Annotated in this window: 22 protein-coding genes and 1 tRNA gene; 7 read left to right on the forward strand and 16 right to left on the reverse strand. The window is 55.8% G+C overall.

Annotation, left to right across the window (positions count from 1 at the left end; all coding sequences use genetic code 11):
• Positions 1-26: 26 nt before the first annotated feature.
• From AC6I8V_RS16925 to AC6I8V_RS16935, 3 genes are all read right to left on the reverse strand, one after another.
• Positions 27-953 (reverse strand): substrate-binding domain-containing protein, encoded by a 927-nt coding sequence (locus AC6I8V_RS16925; protein ID WP_497843384.1) that lies wholly within the window; start codon positions 951-953, stop codon positions 27-29.
• Positions 954-1,433: 480 nt separating this feature from the next.
• Positions 1,434-1,509: transfer RNA gene (locus AC6I8V_RS16930), tRNA-Phe, on the reverse strand.
• A complete protein-coding gene (locus tag AC6I8V_RS16935; protein WP_497843385.1) occupies positions 1,475-1,705 on the reverse strand; it encodes a hypothetical protein in 231 nt (76 codons plus the stop codon). The genes AC6I8V_RS16930 and AC6I8V_RS16935 overlap by 35 nt, the downstream gene beginning before the upstream one ends.
• Here AC6I8V_RS16935 and AC6I8V_RS16940 point away from each other — a divergent pair.
• The 7 genes from AC6I8V_RS16940 to AC6I8V_RS16970 all read left to right on the forward strand — a co-directional run bounded on the left by AC6I8V_RS16940 (position 1,704) and on the right by AC6I8V_RS16970 (position 7,463).
• The gene (locus AC6I8V_RS16940) at positions 1,704-3,026 is read left to right on the forward strand and encodes a methyl-accepting chemotaxis protein (RefSeq protein ID WP_497843386.1); all 1,323 of its coding nucleotides are present in this window, start codon (positions 1,704-1,706) and stop codon (positions 3,024-3,026) included. The genes AC6I8V_RS16935 and AC6I8V_RS16940 overlap by 2 nt on opposite strands.
• Positions 3,027-3,113: 87 nt before the next feature.
• The gene (locus tag AC6I8V_RS16945; RefSeq protein WP_497843387.1) at positions 3,114-4,337 is read left to right on the forward strand and encodes a SpoIIE family protein phosphatase; all 1,224 of its coding nucleotides are present in this window, start codon (positions 3,114-3,116) and stop codon (positions 4,335-4,337) included.
• Positions 4,338-4,350: 13 nt separating this feature from the next.
• Positions 4,351-4,917, forward strand: a complete 567-nt coding sequence (locus AC6I8V_RS16950; RefSeq protein WP_497843388.1) for a SiaB family protein kinase — start codon at positions 4,351-4,353, stop codon at positions 4,915-4,917.
• A 7-nt stretch (positions 4,918-4,924) separates the two neighbouring features.
• Positions 4,925-5,311, forward strand: coding sequence for a DUF1987 domain-containing protein (locus AC6I8V_RS16955; RefSeq protein WP_497843389.1), 387 nt, complete (start codon positions 4,925-4,927; stop codon positions 5,309-5,311).
• Complete coding sequence (locus tag AC6I8V_RS16960; RefSeq protein WP_497843390.1) at positions 5,308-6,018, forward strand: GGDEF domain-containing protein; 711 nt, start codon at positions 5,308-5,310, stop codon at positions 6,016-6,018. The genes AC6I8V_RS16955 and AC6I8V_RS16960 overlap by 4 nt, the downstream gene beginning before the upstream one ends.
• 367 nt (positions 6,019-6,385) lie before the next feature.
• Positions 6,386-6,901 carry a hypothetical protein gene (locus AC6I8V_RS16965; RefSeq protein ID WP_497843391.1) on the forward strand — a complete coding sequence of 172 codons (516 nt, stop codon included), beginning with the start codon at positions 6,386-6,388 and terminating at the stop codon, positions 6,899-6,901.
• Positions 6,902-6,947: 46 nt separating this feature from the next.
• Entirely contained in the window at positions 6,948-7,463 is a 516-nt protein-coding gene (locus tag AC6I8V_RS16970; protein WP_497845862.1) for a DUF5384 family protein, read from the forward strand.
• 22 nt (positions 7,464-7,485) lie between these two features.
• Here AC6I8V_RS16970 and mrdA read toward each other — a convergent pair whose 3' ends face one another.
• From mrdA to AC6I8V_RS17035, 13 genes are all read right to left on the reverse strand, one after another.
• Positions 7,486-9,366 (reverse strand): penicillin-binding protein 2, encoded by a 1,881-nt coding sequence (mrdA, locus tag AC6I8V_RS16975; protein ID WP_497843392.1) that lies wholly within the window; start codon positions 9,364-9,366, stop codon positions 7,486-7,488.
• A gap of 215 nt (positions 9,367-9,581) precedes the next feature.
• The gene (deoD, locus tag AC6I8V_RS16980) at positions 9,582-10,295 is read right to left on the reverse strand and encodes a purine-nucleoside phosphorylase (protein WP_139810955.1); all 714 of its coding nucleotides are present in this window, start codon (positions 10,293-10,295) and stop codon (positions 9,582-9,584) included.
• 33 nt (positions 10,296-10,328) lie between these two features.
• Complete coding sequence (gene deoB, locus AC6I8V_RS16985; RefSeq protein ID WP_497843393.1) at positions 10,329-11,552, reverse strand: phosphopentomutase; 1,224 nt, start codon at positions 11,550-11,552, stop codon at positions 10,329-10,331.
• Positions 11,553-11,646: 94 nt separating this feature from the next.
• Complete coding sequence (deoA, locus tag AC6I8V_RS16990) at positions 11,647-12,969, reverse strand: thymidine phosphorylase (RefSeq protein ID WP_497843394.1); 1,323 nt, start codon at positions 12,967-12,969, stop codon at positions 11,647-11,649.
• 68 nt (positions 12,970-13,037) lie between these two features.
• Entirely contained in the window at positions 13,038-13,817 is a 780-nt protein-coding gene (gene deoC / locus AC6I8V_RS16995; RefSeq protein WP_497843395.1) for a deoxyribose-phosphate aldolase, read from the reverse strand.
• 279 nt (positions 13,818-14,096) lie between these two features.
• Positions 14,097-14,873: a TatD family hydrolase gene (locus AC6I8V_RS17000; protein WP_497843396.1), complete on the reverse strand. Its 777-nt coding sequence runs from the start codon at positions 14,871-14,873 to the stop codon at positions 14,097-14,099.
• Positions 14,870-15,922: a patatin-like phospholipase family protein gene (locus tag AC6I8V_RS17005; RefSeq protein WP_497843397.1), complete on the reverse strand. Its 1,053-nt coding sequence runs from the start codon at positions 15,920-15,922 to the stop codon at positions 14,870-14,872. The genes AC6I8V_RS17000 and AC6I8V_RS17005 overlap by 4 nt, the downstream gene beginning before the upstream one ends.
• Before the next feature lie 134 nt (positions 15,923-16,056).
• Positions 16,057-16,218, reverse strand: coding sequence for a DUF1328 domain-containing protein (locus AC6I8V_RS17010; RefSeq protein ID WP_013510475.1), 162 nt, complete (start codon positions 16,216-16,218; stop codon positions 16,057-16,059).
• Between the two features lie 113 nt (positions 16,219-16,331).
• Positions 16,332-16,946: a molecular chaperone OsmY gene (gene osmY / locus AC6I8V_RS17015; protein ID WP_497843398.1), complete on the reverse strand. Its 615-nt coding sequence runs from the start codon at positions 16,944-16,946 to the stop codon at positions 16,332-16,334.
• A gap of 260 nt (positions 16,947-17,206) precedes the next feature.
• On the reverse strand, positions 17,207-18,796 hold the full coding sequence (prfC, locus tag AC6I8V_RS17020) for a peptide chain release factor 3 (protein WP_497843399.1): 1,590 nt from the start codon (positions 18,794-18,796) through the stop codon (positions 17,207-17,209).
• 301 nt (positions 18,797-19,097) lie between these two features.
• A complete protein-coding gene (locus tag AC6I8V_RS17025) occupies positions 19,098-20,201 on the reverse strand; it encodes an amidohydrolase (protein WP_497843400.1) in 1,104 nt (367 codons plus the stop codon).
• 10 nt (positions 20,202-20,211) lie between these two features.
• The gene (locus tag AC6I8V_RS17030) at positions 20,212-20,685 is read right to left on the reverse strand and encodes a YjiG family protein (protein ID WP_497843401.1); all 474 of its coding nucleotides are present in this window, start codon (positions 20,683-20,685) and stop codon (positions 20,212-20,214) included.
• Positions 20,675-21,343 (reverse strand): nucleoside recognition domain-containing protein, encoded by a 669-nt coding sequence (locus AC6I8V_RS17035; RefSeq protein WP_497843402.1) that lies wholly within the window; start codon positions 21,341-21,343, stop codon positions 20,675-20,677. The genes AC6I8V_RS17030 and AC6I8V_RS17035 overlap by 11 nt, the downstream gene beginning before the upstream one ends.
• Positions 21,344-21,780 lie beyond the last annotated feature (437 nt).

A 21,780-nucleotide genomic window follows, 5' to 3' on the forward strand; every position in this document is an offset into this window, starting at 1 on the left:
TGGCCCGCTCATGGCGGGCCAGACATTCATTTTTTTGCTTCGGCGCTCGAAAATTGCTGAACGTTATCCGGGGTGATGGTTTTATAAGGAATCCAGACGTAAGGATCCACCTTCTCATTATTTAATAACGCCTTAGTGACTTTAACCGAGCCGGTTGCCTGGCCCCGCGCATCCTGGAAAATCGTCAGCGTCAGATGCCCATCCTGCACAAACTTCACCCCGTCCGGGGTGCCATCGATACCGGCAACCAGTACATTGCCTTTTTTAGCCTGGTTCAGCGCCATAATTGCGCCAATCGCCATTTCGTCGTTATTAGCGGCGATCGCATCAATCGGGGTGCCGTTCAGGAGCCAGCTCGACACGACATCTACCGCCTCGTTACGCTGCCACTTCGCGGTCTGCTTCTCCACCACCTTCATATTTTTGTATTTGGCAATCACGGCCTCAGTGGCGCGGGTACGTTCGCGGGCTTCCTCGTTCGAAAGCGCGCCCATCAGGATGGCAACATTCCCTTTGTAATTCATTTTCTTCGCCAGCGCTTCCATCTCCATTTCCCCACCGAGGGCGGAGTCTGATCCTACGTAGGCCATCCGGGGAGGCAGCTTCACTTCGGGCTTACGATTGACGAACACCAGCGGAATACCGGCTTGTTTGGCCGCGTTCATCATCGGCAATACACCCTGGGTATCGACAGGATTCAGGATGATGGCGTCAACGCCCTGATTAATAAAGTCGTCTACCTGCTGAACCTGGAGTGCGACATCCCCTTTGGCATCAACAAACTGGCCATCGAGATGTTCGTTTTTAAGTTCAGTCTCCATCTGGTTTTTCAGAATTGAAATAAAGTTGAGATCAAAATTTGCGAGCGCGACACCCACTTTCATCTCTTTAGCCTGAGCACTAAAGATAGACGCCGCAGTTATCGCTGCGATGACGATTCGGCTGGTCTTCATATTGTCACCTGTAGGTTGAGGTCATTATTTTAGTAAGGTGGTATTGGTCGATTGCCTGCGCATATCTTTAAGGCAATAACGTTATTCTCACAGAAAGGAAAAAAGTGACAAGGCTGGAAATTGCTCGAAAAATCAAATTAACACATTGAATTAAAATGCTTTATTTAAATGTGAATTATCAGAGCTATCAAATATTGCTTTTCGAGTGACTACGGTCACAATGTCTGAGCGTGATCTTACGGCGGGATTTTCGGGTAATTTACTTTGTGATTATACCCCGAAAAATTAAGTAGCCAGCGGAATATATAATAGAATGATTTTTAATTAATAATTAAAAAAAGAAAATGAAATGTGAGTGTAATTTTATAATGTCAATTTTTATCGGGTCTGAAACCTGCTGCGAATGCGACCTCTCAGGCGACTAAAAATTTCTTGCGCAGAAAAGCAAAAACCCAGCCATAGGCTGGGTTTTCTGAATTTTGGTGCCCGAACCCGGAATCGAACCAGGGACACGGGGATTTTCAATCCCCTGCTCTACCGACTGAGCTATTCGGGCAACGGGGCGCATTAAACCCTAACCAGCCCGCACCGTCAAACGCTTTTGCGCCGAAATGGCGCTGACTGACGCCTTTTGCAGCAACCCGCAGACCGGGTGATAAAAAATTGTGCGCCAGCGACGTTTTTAGTGGTGAATTTTTGACCACGCCTGCCGATAACCGTCCTGATACCATACCAATAATAAGGTTCACCATGTTCACCACGATTACATCAGGAATACTGTCGCGCCTTGCGTGGCAGAAGCGTAGTCATCGCTCGGCGACGCTGAATTCGCTACAGGATGCTATCGCCATGATTGAGTTCACGCCGGAAGGTCGCATCCTCACCGCCAACGATCTCTTTCTTGAGCGTATGGGTTACACGCTCTCCGAAATCGTCGGCCAGCATCACAGCCTGTTCTGTACCAGCGATCTGGTGCAGTCTGCGCAATATCGTGATTTCTGGCGACGACTGAATCGCGGCGAAGGCTTCAGCGATAAGTTTCTGCGCGTGGCAAAAAACAGCCGCCCCATCTGGCTGGAAGCCAATTATGTGCCGGTGCAGGATCGCAATGGGCGGGTGATTAAAATCATCAAACTGGCGACCGATATCACCGCCCGCATCGTCGATGCCCAGGAGCAACGCGCCATGACCACCGCCATTGAGCGATCGATGGCGGTAATCGCCTTTGACCTGAAGGGCACGGTGCTGAAAGCCAATGCTAACTTCCTAAAAACCATGGGTTATCACGCCGATGAGATCATCGGTTGTCATCACAGCCAGTTCTGCACGCCGGAACTGCGCAACAGCCCCGAATATCGCCAGTTCTGGCAGAAACTGAATCGCGGCGAGTTTATCGCCGGCCAGTTCGAGCGTGTGAACAAACAGGGCCAGACCGTCTGGCTGCGCGCCACCTATAACCCGGTATTTAACGATAACGGCGAGCTGTATAAGGTGGTGAAGTTCGCCACCGACGTCACCGCTCAGGTTGAGAAGAACCAGCAGGAGAGCAAAGCGGCGCAGCAGGCGTATCAAACCGCGTTGCAGACCAGCGAAAACACCCGCCTCGGCGCGACGGTGATCGCCAATAGCGTGCAAACCATGCATGACCTCGCAGGCGAGCTGCAAGGCATCTCAGGTGATATCAATAACCTGAGTGATTCCTCCGATCGCATCGGTTCTATCGTCGAAAGCATCCGCCGAATCGCCGATCAAACCAACCTGCTGGCGCTCAACGCCGCAGTGGAAGCCGCGCGCGCTGGCACTCATGGCCGCAGCTTTGCCGTGGTCGCAAACGAGGTGCGTACGCTGGCAGCCAATATCAATCGCGCCACCACTGAAATTGAAAATCGGGTGCAGCAAAACCATTTGCTGGCGGAAAAAGCGTTGCAGGGGATCGAATCGAACCTGAAACGCGCCGATCAGGGGGTGGGACTGGCACAGCAAGCCGGTGAGGTCATCGCCGAAATTCGCGACAGCGCCAATGATGTGGTAAACGCCATCAGCCACGTCACTGAGGCATTGAAAAAAGAGTAATTATTCGGCGCCGCACCGCTATGACATAAAAATGTCACAGCGGTGCAGTACCCTAGGATTAATCTTAAATCATGCCAGATTACCGTTATGCAGTTGCCCGATTTACGCGCAGGTCTTGTCGCACTGTCGAGCCGTTACCGAGCACGTTCGCTCTGCATCGCGGTGCCCTTCGTCAGCCCTGCCAGTGATAACCTCGCCGTGATGGCGTTGTTTACTGAACACAAAGATCTTATTGGTCTGCCGGTGGTTGAAGACGGCAAACCCTTCGGCATGATCAACCGCCATATCTTCCTGTCGCAAATGACGCGTCCGTTCTTTCGCGAACTCTATGACCGCAAAAGCTGCATCGCCTTTATGGATAAGCATCCGCTGGTGATCGACGCGGAAACTCCGCTCGACCAGGTGGCGCAGCAGGTGGTGGCAAGCGGTGATAAATCCATAACCGACGGCTTTATTGTCACCGAGGCGGGCAACTATAGCGGCATTGGTCTGGGCATCGACCTGATTCGTACCGTGTCCGATTTGCAGGCGCAGCAACATCAGCAGATTTTACAAAGCATCGATTACGCCCGCGTGATTCAGGACGCGATGCTCGACCGCTCCACCCAGCAAATGGCGGTGCAACTGCACGACTGGTGCCTGCACTGGCAACCGCGCGACGGCGTGGGTGGGGATTACTACGCATTTCATCAGGATGAACAGGGCTGGCTGGCGCTGATCGCCGATTGCACCGGCCACGGCATTCCTGGCGCGTTTATGACGGTGATTGTGCAGTCGGCGCTGGAAAACGCGCTGCAACAAAACCGCCGCTCGCCGTCGGAGCTGTTGCAGGCGCTGAATCGTCATATCAAACAGACCCTCGGCCAGCTCAGCGCGTCGCAGCAAACCTCTCACTCTAACGATGGCTGCGATGCCATTGCCCTGCGGCTCGATACGCAGCAGCACCAGCTCAGCTGGGCGAGCGCGCGTATGCATGCCTTGCTGCAACCCGCCGCTGACGACGTCACCACGCTGACCGCCGATCGTGTCGGCGTCGGCTATACCGATACGCCGCTCGACTATGTCTGGAGTGAACATCAGCGCACGCTGCACCCCGGCGATCTGCTGCTGGTGATGACCGATGGCGTGACCGATCAGCCCGGCGGCGAGCGGCAGATTATGTTTGGTAAAAAACGCATTCAGGCGCTCGTCAGCCGCTATCAGACGCTGCCGATGAGCGAGCTTTCCCTGGCGTTTCAGCAGGATTTTCTCCACTGGCAAGGCAACCAGCCGCGACGCGATGACGTCACCTGGTTTGGCTTCCGTTATTAACAGAGCCGTAAAGATGATGAATCACGGGACGCACCTGAATGCGCCACTCAGCCATGTGCCACCCGAGCATGTGGCGCTGCACTACACCGGCTTTTTTTCGCCGCAGAACATCACGGCGATGGGCGAGGTGATCAAAGTTTTTCTCGAAAACCAGCAGGCCCCGGTGAAAGTTCGCCGCCGCCTGTTTTCCAGCTTTGTTGAAATCGTGCAGAACATTCTGCGTTATTCGCAGGACAGCCGCGCGCTCAGCCACGACGAGCAGGATTTTCGCTTTGGCACCGTCTGCCTGCGCGTGGACGGCGACAACTACGTGCTGGAGAGCAGCAATCTGGTCGATCAGGCAGCCTGCGACCAGCTGCGCTACTGGCTCGATATGCTGCGCGCCATGAGCAATGAAGAGATTAAGCAGGCGTACCGCGTCGGCCTGCGCAGCGAAAGCCCTGCCACCAGCAAAGGGGCGAATATTGGATTATTAACGCTGGCACGGGATGTCAGCGAACCGCTGGAGTATGAACTGCGTCCGCTGGAAACCAGCGACTTCGCGACGTTTTGGCTTAAAGCCACTATTCACCAGGATTGATTCTGTGATGCAAACCCTTGTTATCGCTGCCACTGACAGCACCCCTGACGTGCAATTCAACTTTGCCGATCGCCACTTTTCCCTGCGCGGCGAATCCTGGCCGGAAAATGCCGCGGCCTTTTATCGTCCGCTGCTGGATGCGCTGGAGAGCTGGCAGCCAGATGACCAGCGCCCGCTGACGGTGGACATCGCCCTGCGCTACTTCAACAGCTCCAGCACCAAGATGCTGTTCAGCCTGTTCGATCTGTTTAACCAGCTGGCGCAGAATGGTCAGTCCGTCGCGCTTAACTGGTTTTATGACGCGGAAGATGATGTGTCCGAGGAGTTTGGTCAGGAGCTGGCGCTCGACTTCACCGCGTTACAGGTGCAGTTGCAGGCGGAAATGGCCTCATGATCGACCTTAATGAGCTGTTCCGCGAAGAGAGCGAGGTACTGAATCGCACCCAGGATGTGGCGGCGCAGACTTCACTCAGCGCTGAGGATTATCGCGATGCGTTGCTGATGCTTAACCGCCACTACCAGCGGCTGATGCGCGAAACCTATCGCCTGATTTCGCGCAGCGACCGCGCCGAGCGCGAGCTGAACCGCGTCAATGAACAGCTCAACCGGCTGGCGCAGGAGCTGGAGTACAAAGCCAGCCACGACCCGCTGACGGCGGTGTGGAACCGCAGCGCTATTATCCAGCGCATTACCCATACGCTGATCGACGGCCCGGCGGCGCTGATCATCCTCGATATCGATCACTTCAAAAAGATCAACGACGAATTTGGTCATCCGGTGGGCGATAAAGTGATTTGTGAGCTGGTGTCGCGCGTGCAGGCGCACTGCCCGCCAGAGGCCAGCATCGGCCGGATTGGCGGTGAAGAGTTTACCGTACTGCTGCCACATTTTCGGCTGTCGGACGCGGTGATTGTGGCGGGTGCCGTTCACGCTTCGCTGAATGCCTCGCCGATGGCGGTGCTGCCGGGCCAGCTGGTCACCGCCAGCCTCGGCGTCAGCTACGGCAAACCCGGCTCAGATTTCGAGACCCTGTACAACAACGCCGACGCCGCCCTGTATGACGCCAAAAACCACGGCCGTAACCGGGTGTTTTTTCGTTAGCCCCTTCTGATTGCCACCGAAATCATCCAGTCAGACAAATGAATCTCTGCCCCGCCCAGAGATTCATCATATTGTTTAAAAATAATTCAAAAGATTAAATTTCATTAAATTAATATTGCGGCTTTTTTGCGCACTATTTCCCCCTGCGCGCCAGCCTGTCTCAACCTGTTATTGCCTACTGATTAATCTTATTGAAAAAACAGACTATTTTCAGCCACACGGGTTGCCGTTATTAGCAGAGATCGCCCTGACTTATGACAAATCCACATCATCACATCATTAATTTTTCCAGATATGGTGGGACGTACTTACATGCAGCAGGTGTCATGGTAACAATTTAGGACTTTTCTTAAATGGAGTTAACCCGATGAAATCTGCAAAACAATTATTTCTCTTATCAGTTTTTGCTCCTCTGCTGTTAAGCGGTTGCCAGAATAATGCCGATAGCTACGCCGCCAACGTCTATGACACCACCCAGCTGAACAACAAGCAGGAAACCAAAACCGTCAATATCATTTCGATCCTGCCCGCCAAAGTCGCCGTAGATAACACGCAGAATAAGCAGGCGGCGCAAACCTTTGGTGCGGTGCTGGGCGTAGTGGCCGGTGGGGTTGTTGGTCACAATGTCGGTTCACGTTCCGCGCTGGGCACCACCGCTGGTGCGGTTGGCGGCGGCGCGCTGGGTGCGGCTGCGGGTTCTATGGTGAAGGACAAAGTGCTGGTTGATGGCGTCTCACTGACCTACCGGGAAGGCACCAAAGTCTATACCTCGACCCAGGTGGGACGCTCCTGTGAATTCACCTCGGGGCTAGCGGTGGTGATCTCCACCAAAGACAACGAAACCCGTATTCAGCCAAACACCTCCTGCCCGGTTAAAGCCTAAGGAGCGCCTGGTGAAACGTTGCATTGCAATTTGCTCGCTGGTGGCGATGACCTTAAGCGTTACGCTCCACGCTGAAGCGGCCTCACTACAGGACCAACTGGCGGCGGTGGCGGCGGCGGAAAATGCGGGTAAAGCGGAAGAACACGCGCAGCAGGATGCCCGTCAGGCCCGTTTAGACGCCGAAGCGCGAGCTGAACGCGCACGCGAGGCGAAGATAGCGGCAGCCAGCGCTGAGCGTCAGCGTCAGAAAAACGCGGCGGCCGCCGCCGAGAAAGCGCGTCAGGTGGCCGAATATCAGTCTGACAAAAAGCGCGATCAGGGTTACGAGGATGAACTGCGCCAGCTGGAGCTGGAGCAGCGCAAACTGGCGCTGAAACGTGAGGCCGCTCGCGTGGCGCGCGAAGATGAATATATCGATCAGGATCTGAAATCCCGTGCGGCACACACCGATGTGGTGCAGTCCGAAGCCGATGCGGCACGCAACCTGTCTCAGGGTGGACGTGACCTGATGCAGAGCGAAGGCCAGGCGCGGGTTAAAAAAGCCAGCGGCTGGTTTAACTGAATCTTTGGGGGCGATAGCCCCCTTAGTTTTTCGCGGGTGCCTCTGGCGGCAGCTCTGGCGCAGGCGGCGGCAGGAAGATATGGTCGAGAATATTACGCATCACCGGCGCAGCGGTTATCCCTTCATTGCCGCCGTTCTCCAGAATCAGCGCCACCGCCACTTTCGGGTCGTTAAAGGGCGCAAAGGCGGTGTAGAAGATATGGTCACGCAGGCGAGTCGGGATCATCTTCGCGTTGTAAGTCTGGTTCTGCTTCAGACTAAACACCTGTGACGTACCACTTTTCGCCGCGATGCCGTAAGGCGCGGTGTGAAAATATTTGTAGCCGGTGCCGTTCGGCGCATTCGCCATACCAAACATCGCATGACGCACCAGCGACCAGTACGGTGATTTGGCATCGCCAATCTGCGGCTGCGGATCTTTCGGCTTATAGGGTTCCTGCCAGGTGCCGCGCTGGGCTTTCTCCAGCAGGTGCGGGTTAATCACCCGACCGTTGTTGATCAGCGCCACCAGCGCTTTCACCATCTGAATCGGCGTGGCGATCCAGTAGCCCTGGCCAATCCCCACCGATACCGTATCCCCCTGATACCAGCCACGTTTATGGACTTTCAGCTTCCATTCGCGGCTCGGCAGCAGCCCGGCGTACTCTTCGTTCAGATCGATGCCGGTCGGTCTGCCGTACCCGAACTGGCTCAGCATATGGTGGATACGGTCGATACCCATCAAAAACGCCACCTGATAGAAGAAGGTATCCGCAGACTCCTCAATGGCGCGCGTCACATCCAGCATACCGTGACCGCTCTTTTTCCAGTCGCGGTATTTACGATCGGTGCCCGGCAGCGTCCAGGTCGGCGCACCGAAGAAGGTGGTTTGTGGCGTGATCACGCCGGTCAGCAGCGCCGACATCGCCATATAAGGTTTCACCGTCGAAGCCGGTGGATACAGCCCCTGGGTGACGCGGTTAATCAGCGGCAGGTTTTTATCCTGCAACAGGGTTTTATACGCCTGATAACCGATGCCTTTGACGAACGGGTTGGGGTCATAGCTCGGGCTGGAGACCATCGCCAGTACGCCGCCGTCGTGCGGATCTTCAATCAGCACCGCCGCGCGCTGCCCCACCAGCTGGCTTTCCACATATTGTTGCAGGTGCAGATCAAGGGTCAGATAGATGTTCTTCCCGGCCACCGGCGGCACCTCTTTCAGCACCCGCACGATACGGCCGTGGTTATCCACCTCAACTTCCTGATAGCCGGTTTTGCCGTGCAGCAACGATTCGTAATAGCCCTCGATGCCCTGCTTACCGATGTTATGGTCGGCAGCGTAGTTCTCCGACACGCCCTCTTCGTTCAGGCGTTTGTAGTCGTTATCGTTGATTTTCGAGACGTAGCCGATGACATGCGCCAGATCGGCCCCATAGGGATACTGGCGGTCTTCATAGGTGTCGATGCTGACGCCGGTAAAGCGGAACTGGTTGACTGAAAAGCGCGCCACCTGCTCGTCGGTCAGCTCTTCCTTCAGCACCACCGGCTTGTAGCGGCTGTTCTGCTTGAGATTACGCCAGAAGGTGTCGATCTCTTCCGGGGTTAAATCGACGATTGGCGTTAGCGCGGCGATGGTCGCCTTCATGTCGTCGATTTTATACGGCGTCAGCAGGATGTCGTACCAGGTGACATTGCGCACCAGCGGAATGCCGTTGCGATCGTAGATCAGCCCACGCGTCGGCGCGATGGGGATCATCTTGATGTCGTTTTCGTTGGATCGCGTCTGGTAATAGCCATGCTGCTCGACCTGAATGCGGTAGAGGTTAACCGCGAGAATGATGAAACAGATCAACACCAGGGCAAACGCCACAATGGCGCGGCGGACAAACAGTTTCTCTTCGGCTTCGAAATTACGGAAATTCATCAGGGGGGCTTAGTCTCTTCGTTATCCCGCTAATGATAGGGAGAGATGGCGTCAGAGCCAGCAGGAAGATGCACAAGCCTGGGTAAAAGTGTGTCAGATGTTTAATGAGAGGGGGATTTCTTCAATTTGGTCTCTGCTGCAAGCGGGGGAAGGTGCGTGCTGTTACCCCGATCGATTCCCTCTCCCGCCTGCGGGAGAGGGTTAGGGTGGGAGAATTAATCGCCCAGCAGCACCGACTCCAGCGCGATCTTAATCATATCGTTGAAGGTGGTCTGGCGTTCGGCGGCGGTGGTCTGCTCGTGGGTACGGATATGATCCGACACGGTACAGATCGCCAGCGCTTTGGCGCCAAATTCTGCGGCCACGCCGTAGATCCCAGCCGCTTCCATCTCCACACCGAGGATGCCGTATTTTTCCATCACATCGAACATCTGCGGGTCCGGGGTGTAGAACAGGTCAGCGGAGAAGATATTGCCGACGCGCGCATCAACGCCGAGCGCTTTCGCCGCATCAACCGCGTTACGCACCATGTCGAAATCCGCAATCGCTGCGAAGTCGTGATCCTTGAAACGCATACGGTTCACTTTGGAATCGGTGCAGGCACCCATACCAATCACCACATCACGCAGTTTCACGTCAGCACGCACCGCGCCGCAGGAACCGACACGGATGATTTTCTTCACGCCGAAATCGGTGATCAGTTCTTTGGTGTAAATCGAGCAGGATGGGATGCCCATACCGTGGCCCATCACCGAAATTTTGCGTCCTTTGTAGGTGCCGGTGTAGCCCAACATGCCGCGCACGTTGTTCACTTCAACCGCATTTTCGAGGAAGGTCTCTGCAATGTGCTTCGCACGCAGCGGATCGCCCGGCATCAGCACCACGTCCGCGAAATCACCCATTTCTGCATTAATATGAGGCGTTGCCATCGTTATTTTCCTTATTAAAAATTGGGCGCTGTTTTACAGCATGCTTTTGCCGTAGTCCATGCTGGACAGGCCAAAATAGTGCGCGATTGTCTGGCCGATATCAGCAAAGGTATCGCGATAGCCGAGCGATCCCGGTTTCACCTTCGGTCCGTAGATCAGAATCGGAATGTGCTCGCGCGTATGTTCGGTGCCTTGCCAGCTTGGGTCACAACCGTGGTCGGCGGTGAGGATCAGAATATCATCCTCTTTTACCAGCGCCATCAGTTCCGGCAGACGACGATCGAACAGCTCCAGCCCACCGGCGTAACCGGCGATATCGCGACGATGGCCCCAGGTGGAGTCGAAATCGACGAAGTTGGTGAACACAATCGACTGGTCCGGCGCCTGCTTCATCTGTGCGATGGTGGCGTCGAACAACTCATTAAGGCCAGTGGCTTTCACTTTTTGCGTGATGCCCTGCTGGGCGTAGATATCGGCGATTTTACCCACCGAAATCACTTCACCGCCCTTCTCGTCCACCAGCTTTTTCAGCATGGTTGCGGAAGGCGGCTCGACAGCCAAATCGTGACGATTGCCCGTGCGCTGGAAATGACCGGCTTTATCGCCAACAAACGGACGCGCAATCACGCGGCCAATGTTGTAGCCACCTTCGGTCAGTTCTTCACGCGCGATTTCGCACAACTGGTACAGGCGATCGAGGCCAAAGGTCTCTTCGTGGCAGGCAATCTGGAACACCGAGTCCGCCGAGGTATAGAAAATCGGCTTGCCGGTTTTCATATGCTCTTCGCCCAGTTGGTCGAGAATTACCGTACCGGAGGAGTGGCAGTTGCCGAGGTAGCCGGGCAGTTCGGCACGCTGTACCAGTTTATCCAGCAGTTCCTGCGGGAAGCTGTTCTCTTTGTCGGAGAAATAGCCCCAGTCAAACAGCACCGGCACACCGGCAATTTCCCAGTGGCCCGACGGCGTATCTTTGCCCGAGGAAAGTTCGCTGGCGTAAGCGTAAGCGCCGATGATCTCCGCACTGGCATCCAGTCCCGGCGGGAAACGCCCGGTGGACAGCTCGGCGGCTTTACCCAGTCCAAGTGCGGTGAGGTTGGGCAAGTGCAGCGGCCCTTCGCGGCCTTCATTGGCCCGGCCTTCGAAGCACGCTTCAGCGATATGGCCGAGCGTATCCGATCCTTCATCACCGAACTTAGCGGCGTCTTTGCTGGAGCCGATCCCAAAGGAGTCGAGAACCATAATAAAAGCACGTTTCATGCAAGTCTCCTGCGCAATTGCGCGATGACAAGTCAAAAAAAAGCGATCAGATCAGTATACCCGAATGGCTGCGTCGAAGCACGAAGCGGCGCAACTATTGGCTGATACGGCGATACACCACCGGCGTTTCGGCGGGTGCCGTGTCGCTCAGGGCGATAGCGGCTTTCACCGCGGCAGCGGCCTGTTGCCACTGCGCTTCAGAGGCGGCATGGATCACCGCCAGCGGCCGCTGCGCATCGGCGCGGGTGCCGAGGGGAATCACCTCGCTGAAGCCGACGCTGTAATCAATGCTGTCGCTGGCACGCTGACGACCGCCACCCAGCGCCACCACCGCCATCCCGAGGGCGCGCGTGTCCATGGCGCTGACGATGCCGGGCGCATCGGCGTATACCGCTTTGCTCAGCATCGGCGCGGGCAGATAGCGGTCCATACGTTCGATAAAATCCACCGGGCCTTTTTGCGCCGCCACCATGCGGCCAAACACCTCGGCCGCCTGACCGTTATTCAGCACCATGCGCAGTTTTTGCCGCGCTTCGTCTTCGTTCGCCGCCAGTTTGCCGGAGATCAGCATTTCGCTGCACAGCGCCATCGTGACCTCCAGCAGACGCGGATTGCGCACCTCGCCGGTCAGGAACTGCACCGCTTCGCGCACTTCCAGCGCGTTACCGGCGCTGGAGGCCAGCACCTGGTTCATATCGGTCAGCAGCGCGGTGGTTTTGCAGCCTGCGCCATTGGCGACGCCGACGATCGCCTGCGCCAGATTTTCTGAATCCCCGAAGGTTGGCATAAAGGCGCCGCTGCCGACTTTAACGTCCATCACCAGCGCATCCAGCCCTTCCGCCAGCTTTTTCGCCAGGATCGAGGCGGTGATCAACGGGATCGAATCAACGGTGGCGGTGATATCGCGCGTGGCATAGAAACGTTTGTCGGCCGGGGCCAGCGAGTTGGTCTGGCCGATGATCGCCACGCCGGTTTCTTTGATGATCTGACGGAAACGATCGTCGCTCGGGAAGATATCAAAACCGGGGATCGCTTCCAGCTTATCCAGCGTGCCGCCGGTATGGCCGAGACCGCGCCCGGAGATCATCGGGATATAACCGCCGCACGCCGCCACCATCGGGCCGAGCATCAGCGAGGTGACATCACCCACGCCGCCGGTGGAGTGTTTATCAACAATCGGCCCATTCAGGTTGAGCGATTGCCAGTTCAGTACCGTGCCGGAATCGCGCATCGCCATGGTCAGCGCCACACGTTCCGCCAGCGTCATATCGTGAAAGTAGATGGTCATCGCCAGTGCGGCGATTTGGCCTTCTGAGACGCTGTTATCACGTACGCCATTAATAAAGAAGCGGATCTCCGCTTCACTCAGTTCGTGGCCATCGCGTTTTTTTCGAATAATTTCTTGTGGCAGGAACAAGGTCGCCTCCCCTGGTATGCATGACCCGCGTAGCAGCGCGTTACCTCACGCCGCTACGCATGGCAGAATCAGTAACCCGCTTTACTCGCAGTGGTGGCGTGGCCCAGCGTGTTCAGCAGGCTTGCCAGCAAGCTGGAGGCACCAAAGCGGAAATGGCGCGCATCGGCCCAGCCCTGTCCCAGAATATCGTCGGCCAGTTGCAGATAATGCGCTGCGTCAGCCGCGCTGCGCACGCCGCCAGCCGGTTTAAAGCCAACCTGCGCCTGTACGCCTTTGTCGCGGATCACGCTCAGCATGATGGCGGCGGTTTCCGGCGTGGCATTGACCGGCACCTTACCGGTTGAGGTTTTGATGAAATCGGCACCGGCATCGATAGCGATCTCAGAGGCGGCGCGGATCAACGCCGGATCTTTCAGCTCACCGCTTTCAATGATCACCTTCAGCAGCACATCAGATGCGGCGCAGGCATCTTTACAGGCTTTCACCAGATCGAAGCCGATCTGACGATTGCCCGCCAGCAGCGCACGGTAAGGGAACACCACGTCAACCTCATCGGCACCGTAGGCAATCGCCGCACGGGTTTCTGCCAGCGCGATCGCCAGGTCATCGTTGCCATGCGGGAAGTTCGTCACGGTGGCGATGCGGATTTCCGGCGTGCCCTGCTCGCGCAGCGCTTTGCGCGCTACCGGGATGAAACGCGGATAGATACAGATGGCGGCGGTGTTACCGGCGGGCGTTTTCGCCTGACGGCACAACGCAATGACCTTCTCGTCGGTGTCGTCATCATTCAGCGTGGTTAAGTCCATCAGTTGCAGCGCGCGCTGCGCCGCAGCGGTGAAATCAGTCATGGTGCTCTCCAAAAGTCAGACTGACGGCGTATGTCCGCCAGAGAATGTGATAATTCTAACAATTTTCGCGACAGTTAATTCGATCACTCGTCACAAGAAAAAAGAATGATGTGCAAATAATACATTTATTTAGTGATAAATATCACAAAATGACGCCATTAATGCTGGTCAGGGCAAAAAATGACGCTGTGATTATTATCACATTATCAGGGGAAATATGCTGCTGTTGCTCTATAAATGTAGTCAATTCATACCCGGTTACGGGCAGAATCAGATGGGTCAGGCAGGAAGATTAAAGACGCGCAGGCTGTTTTGCCACAGCGCCTCAGCGATCGCATCAGGCGTTTCGCGCCGCAGCTGGCACAGCACATCAAATACCAGACGCGCACGCTCCGGGCGGTTCGGCTCACCCTGAAAACCGTTAAGCGGCATATCGGGAGCATCCGTTTCCAGCAGCAACGCATCAAGGGGCAGTGCGGCGATGGTGTTGCGGGTTTTGCTGGCGCGTTCGTAGGTGATGGTGCCGCCTACGCCAATGGCATAGCCGAGTTGAATAAAACGCTGCGCCTGTTGCTGGCTGCCGGCAAAGCCATGCACCACGCCCCGGCGCGGCAGATCGTGGCGACGCAGATGCAGCGCCAGTTGATCGTGGGTGCGGCGTGAGTGGAGGATCACCGGCAGATCGTATTTTTTCGCCAGCTTCAGCTGGCCATCAAGCAACCGGGTTTGTTTCGCGAACTGCGGATCGTCCATATAGAGATCGAGGCCGATCTCCCCCACCGCCACCCGTCTGGCATCCGGCTGACGCAGCCACGCTTCCAGTTGATCAAGATGCGCATCCTGATGCACAGCGATCTGGATCGGATGCAGGCCCAGCGCGGCATACAACGCCGGATGTTGTTGCGCCAGCTGGCTGACCTGCGCGAAGCGGCTGGCATCGACGCACGGCACGATAATACGCGCTACCCCCGCCTGCGCAGCACGCGCGATACTGGCTTCCGCCTCGGTCACAAACGGCGGGAAGTCGAAATGGCAGTGGGTATCGATAAATCTCATGCCAGCGAACCTGCATCATAATCGGCGTCATTACCGGCAATCGGTGGGGTGATGACCTCACGATTGTCCGGCGCATTCGCCACCGCTGCGGGCGGCGTGACGGTAGTATGCCGCACAAACGGCTCGGCATCACTCAGCCACTGGCCGAGGGTGGCGAGGAAATAGCGACCGCAGCGGCGGCCCAGATGATAATCCTGGTTCAGTGACGCCACACGGCTGCCGAGCGCGTTGCTGGCCAGCGGTTTCGGCGGAAAGATTTCAATAATGCGCAGGTCGCCCGGCGGCTGCTCAATGAATTGCTGAATGTCGCGGTAGCTCTCTTCATGCTGATGCAGGATGTTGATCATCGGCTGCAACGCGCTGTCGCTCAGCCAGCGCTCCATACGCTTGATCCACTTGGGGGTGTAGGACATTTGAGACGGCACGGTGCGGATCACCACCACGGTGTCGGCGCCGCGCCGCGCCGCTTCCCGTACCGGAATGGCATCGCTGATGCCGCCATCGAGGTAGCTGATGCCGTCCATCTCAACGCCGCTGCGATAGAAACCCGGTATCGCGCTGGAGGCTTTAATGATGTCGAGCCAGTTGCTGCTGGTCGGGTTGAAATAATGCGCGCTGTAATCGTCGCTGCGGCAGGCGCACATATAAAACTCGTTGCCTTTGGCAAACAACCCTTCGGCAGTGCTCATCGCCAGCGGAAACTCCTGACGGGTGATATCCACCAGCCAGTCGAGATCGATTAAATGGCCGCCACGCACAAAACGTACCGGATCAAAGAAAAGTTTACTGGTGGTGTAACGGGTGATCACGCGCCGGGCATAGCCGGGTTGCGCGCAGACAAAGGCTGAAAGATTTTGCGCCCCGGCCGAGGTGCCGAGCATCAGATGAAAAGGGTTGAAGCCTGCGCGCTGAAACTCATCCAGCACACCCGCGGTGAAGATACCGCGCTGTCCGCCGCCTTCACAGACTAAGGCAATTTTGTGCGATTTGAATGGCGTGAGTGCCAGGGGTTCGATAGTTCCGAGCGTTACGGGGATGCGAATACCCAAGATGTGTCCCTCAGCGGTTTTTTCTCTGAGGGTGCTGCAGCGCCACCGCCCGCAACCCGGAGAACCAGTCATTATTATGCCCTGACTGGTCTCCGCTTCAGGCTACTGCCGGTTAAGCGATAGATGCCGGATGGTCAGGGTCGTTTACGCCCGGTAAACAGGCTGATGAGGAACAGAATAATACCGACAATAAAGACAATTTTAGCTGCCCATGCTGCCGTACCCGCCAGACCACCAAATCCTAATGCTGCGGCAATCAGAGCGATCACCAGAAAGATAATACCCCAACGAAACATAAGCCTCTCCTTTACCATAGTGAAAATCGAACTGCTTATTTCATCCCAGTGTGGGTGTGCAGATTGATGTTGTTATTGCGATGCAGCCTCGGCCTGAGGCCGCAACGCCCACGTTAAGATTTAACCTTGAGGTCATTCTTCACGCTTTTCACGCCTTCAATGGCTTTCGCGATTTTCTCTGCACGTTCTGACTGTGCCTGATTCGCGACAGTACCGGACAACTGCACCACGCCATCAGTGGTTTCCACTTTCACGTCGCGCGATGGCACAATGTCGTCCGCTAAAAGTTTAGCTTTTATTTCACTGGTGGTTGCCGCATCACCGGCATAGCCTTTCAGTGAACTGGTTTTGCTGTCTCGTACGTGCAGTTTGTCACTGACGGATTTCACCCCTTCCACTTTCTGCACCACGGCTACGGCTTTTTCCGCCTGGTCCTGCGAGGTCACAAAACCACTTAGCGTCACCACGCCCTGATGCGTTGCTACTGAGATGTCCGTGCTTTTTATCGCTTCATCATCCACCAGCGCAGCTTTTGCTTTGGCGGTGACGCCGCTGTCATCCATAAACCCACCGACTTTTTTCATAGAACTATCGATTTTCGACCCTGTGCTGTCGGCGGTTGCCTGTGCTCTCTGGGTCACAGATTCGTCGGCCAGCGCCGCGCCACTCATCAGGGCCGTACCGGCCAGGGCGGCAATCAGGGTTTTGGCAATCTTAGTCTTATTCATCGATATCATCCTTCTATCAGTTAACACCTGCGCAACCGCGCAGTGCCAGCAACAAACGGCGTTGCTGCATTGATGGACGTAATGAAACCGGCTGGTCTCTTTTCTCGTCCGACAGGATAATCATAGACGGGATTGACGGTATTGCCGCTTTTTGTGGTTGATATCTCGCCAAAAAGCGTTGAATGCAGCGTTTTTAAGAGGAGTCTGGAAGGGAGAAACAGGGCCAGCGAAAATCACTGACCCTGGATAAAACGGCGAAATTAATGCTCGCGCGTTTTACGGAACGTCACATCAGGATAGCGTTCCTGCGTGATGTTGAGGTTAACCATGGTCGGAGCGATATAGGTGAGGTTGTCACCGCCATCCAGCGCGAGGTTGATCTCGTTTTTGCGTTGAAATTCATCGAATTTCTTCACGTCATTGCACTCAACCCAGCGCGCGGTCGATACGTTGACGGATTCGTAAATCGCCTCAACGTTATATTCGCTTTTCAGGCGCGCCACCACGACGTCAAACTGCAACACACCCACCGCGCCAACGATCAGATCATTGTTATGCACCGGACGGAATACCTGCACCGCGCCCTCTTCCGACAGCTGCACCAATCCTTTCAGCAATTGCTTCTGCTTCAGCGGATCGCGCAGGCGAATACGACGGAACAGCTCAGGGGCGAAGTTCGGAATACCGGTGAACTTCATGTTCTCGCCCTGGGTGAAGGTGTCGCCAATCTGAATGGTGCCGTGGTTATGCAGACCAATGATGTCACCCGGAAAGGCTTCTTCAACGTGCGAACGGTCGCCCGCCATAAAGGTCAGCGCGTCTGAGATCACCACATCTTTGCCGATGCGCACCTGACGCAGCTTCATGCCTTTCTCATATTTACCGGACACCACGCGCATAAAGGCCACGCGGTCACGGTGTTTCGGGTCCATATTGGCCTGAATCTTAAACACGAAGCCGCTGAACTTCTCTTCACTGGCTTCGACGGTACGGGTGTCGCTCTTACGCGGCATCGGGGCTGGCGCCCAGGATACCAGGCCATCGAGCATATGATCGACGCCAAAGTTGCCCAGCGCGGTGCCGAAGAATACCGGGGTGATTTCGCCACTCAGGAACAGTTCCTGGTCGAATTCATTCGAGGCACCCTGCACCAGTTCCAGCTCATCACGCAGCTGCTGCGCCAGATCTTCACCGACGGCTTTGTCGAGGTCCGGGTTAGCCAGTCCTTTAACGATACGCACTTCCTGAATGGTGTGCCCCTGGCCTGTCTGGTACAGGTAGGTTTCATCGTTGTAGAGGTGATATACGCCTTTGAATAGCTTGCCGCAGCCGATCGGCCAGGTGATGGGCGCGCAGGCGATCTTCAGCTCGTTCTCGACTTCATCCAGCAGCTCCATCGGATCGCGGATATCACGGTCAAGTTTGTTCATAAAGGTGATGATCGGCGTGTCACGCAGACGGGTGACTTCCATCAGCTTACGGGTACGATCTTCAACACCTTTAGCGGCATCGATCACCATCAGACAGCAGTCCACCGCCGTCAGGGTACGGTAGGTATCTTCCGAGAAGTCTTCGTGCCCTGGGGTGTCCAGCAGGTTGACCAGGCTGTCACGATAGGGGAACTGCATCACGGAGGTGGTGATGGAGATACCGCGCTGTTTCTCCATTTCCATCCAGTCGGATTTGGCATGTTGGTTAGAGCCACGGCCCTTTACCGTACCGGCGGTTTGGATCGCCTGTCCGAACAGCAGAACTTTCTCGGTGATAGTGGTTTTACCGGCGTCCGGGTGCGAGATAATCGCGAAGGTACGGCGGCGCGCCACCTCTTGTAAAAAGGGAGCATTAGACATGAGTGAATTCTTCTCAAAGGGCAACGCACGAGCCGCGCGCTGCGAATAAATCAGGGTGGCCGGGAGCAACTCCGGCGGATAAACGGCGCCAGCGGTGATGCAGGGGCATCAAATCGCGGCAGGATGTGCGCGTTCTACATTGGCGGCAGTTCCGTTTATCCAGTCAGCATTAAGGCGGCATAGCATACAATATTTCGGCGAGGTGGGGAAATTGGTGCGGTCATTAACCAGGTCGGCGTCAATGCCGACCCTACGATGTAGAGAGCGCATTTATGCGCTCCGTCGCAAACGCTGATTTGGCCTAGCCCAACACCCGCTTAACTGCGGCTTTGAAAATATTCACCCCAATCTCCAGCGAGCTAAGTTCGAAACGCATATCCGGGTGATGCAGCCCCGGAACCAGGTTGGTACCCAGCCCCCAGAAGCCCGCTTTCACCGTGGGGCATTTCACCGGGTAATAGAAGAAATCCTCGCTGCCCGGCGTGGTTTTCGCGGCCAGCAGCCCTGCTTCGCCCAGCACATCGGCAATCGCCGCGCTGATCACCGCAGTGGCTTCATCGTGGATCTCGGCCGCAGGCATCTCTTTCAGCACCACCACTTCAGCGCTGGCGCCGAGTGCAGCGGCGCTGTTGATCACCGCCTGGGTGACCTTCTCCTTCAGTACGTCCATCGGCGCGTTTTCCTGCGAACGCAGATCCCACACCACGCGCGCCACGTCCGGCACCGAATTGGTTACACCGGCATCGCACAGAAAACGGGTGGCTTTCACGCTCCAGTTCAGCCCCGGCGACAGGTGAATGCTGTTCACCGCCTGCACCGCCTGAACGGCGGCATCCAGCGCATTGACGCCAAGATGCGGACGCGCCGCATGGGCCGGCACCCCTTTGATGGTGGCCTCCAGCGTGCTACAGGCGGAGTAAATCACCGCCGGGGTCGCCTGACCCACATGACACTCCTCCAGCGGACGTACGTGGAAGCCGAGGATCATCTCTACATCCGCCATCGCGCCGCCTTCAATCATCGCCAGCGCCCCCGCCCCCAGTTCTTCCGCAGGCTGGAACAGCAGCTTCAGGCGGCCTTTTTTGATCGCGCCCTCTTTCAGCAGCTCCTGCGCCGCCGTCAGCACCACCGACGAGTGACCATCATGGCCGCAGGTGTGGCGCGCGCAAGGCACGCCATCAATCACATGCCCCAGCGCGTCCATATCGGCGCGCAGCGCCAGCACCGGGCCTGGCACGCCGCTGTCGATTTCCGCCACGATACCGGTGGTGTTGTTGATGCCACGGGTCACCTTGATCCCCGCCTGCTCCAGCTGGTCAGCAATGTAGGCCGAGGTTCTGAACTCCTGAAAACCCAGTTCCGGGATTTCATGCAGAAAATGGTAATGCTCTAAAACGTTGGACACCGGTTAGCTCCTAAACAAAAAAACGCATCACAAACATGGCGATCACGGCGTTGATGACGCTGGTCAGCATCAACAGCGGCCAGTATTTTTTCGGTACATCGGCCACGCCCAGCAGGCGGCCCATGTACTGCAACTGCGCTCCCATCAGGAAAATTGCCGGGGCGAGGATGGCGATATCGCTGCCGTTCAGCACCCCTTTGGTCAGCAGGCTGACGGCCACCCCCACGCCCGCCGACGACGACAGCCAGGCGGTGAGCAGCACGGTAATGGCTTCGCCCGGCAGGCCAAACAGCCCCATCACCGGGGCGAACACATGCCCGAGAAATTGCATAATGCCGAGCAGGTTCAGCACTTCCGCCAGCACATACGCCATCACCACATTGGGCATCAGGTTGTGAATAGCAATATGGAAGCCTTTGCGCGCGCCGACAATAAAAATATCGAACGGATTATTATTAACCCGACCCTGAGCGTTATTTGACATCGCTAAAATCCTTTTTATACACCGTGTTTAACATGAAACGGACAAAGGCCGCACCGACGAATTTAAGAACAAACATTAATACCAGCGGAATAATGATCGGTACGCTCATCGAAGCAAACAACGCCGAACCGATGGCAAAATAGTTATTGATCAAACCGGCACCGGAATATTGCCAGGCGCTCATCACCACCACATCTCTTTTGCTGATTTGCTGCTGGTCATACATCTCTTTGGTTAACGCGGCACCGGCATCGGTGCTTTGCAAATCGGTAATCAACGCCAGACCACTGCGTCCCGGCAAGCCCATCAGCGGTTTCAGCAGCGGCGTCAGCAGCGTATGCGCCGCGCGAATCGCGCCGTAATGGGTAAAGATTTCCAGTACGCCCAGCGCCAGCATCACCGTCGGGGCCAGCGAGAGCGCGAACAGGAACCCCGCTTTGGCACTCAGGCCGCCGGAGCCGAGAAAGGTGTTGCTCGACTCTTTCATGGTGCCGAAGCTGCCGCCCAGCGTGGTGAAATCGAAGGCGCCGAGCCAGCTGAAGCCGTCGACTTTATACAGCAGACCAGAGAAAAACAGGATCGCCAGTATCAGCGCAATATAGTTGCCAATGCTGGCGGTCGCTGTTGTGGATGTCGCGGTGATTTTTTGTTCAGACATAAACCCTCCTGCTGGCGATATTTTTTAACCAGGCAAGTTGCAATATATGGAACTAAGTTCTAAGCAGGATTTATGCCAGCTGGCATTTTCTTTAATTGCGAAACGGCTAATTTTGTTCAGTAACAATTAAAGTGGCGAAATATCCCTCCTTCTGCGTAACGAAATTAACTTTCTCCGCCATACTTACCCGGATTTATATTTTCAACAGGTAATCAGATCGCTGAAAATAAAATCACCTGCCCCGATATTGCACAGTCGCAACGCACCATAACAGTGCATGTCCGGTGGGTGAAAAGAGGACTAAAATGAGAATCGGTCGCATTCAAAAACCTGAATAATTCCATTTATAATCAATAAGATAAATTCAACTTTTTTGCGAAAATCACTTCCCAAAAAAGTATAGATTGATGCATAATTCGCCGCACTCACCTGAATAT

The sequence above is a fragment of the Pantoea sp. X-Soil-TKNS-1207 genome (genome assembly GCF_059730485.1).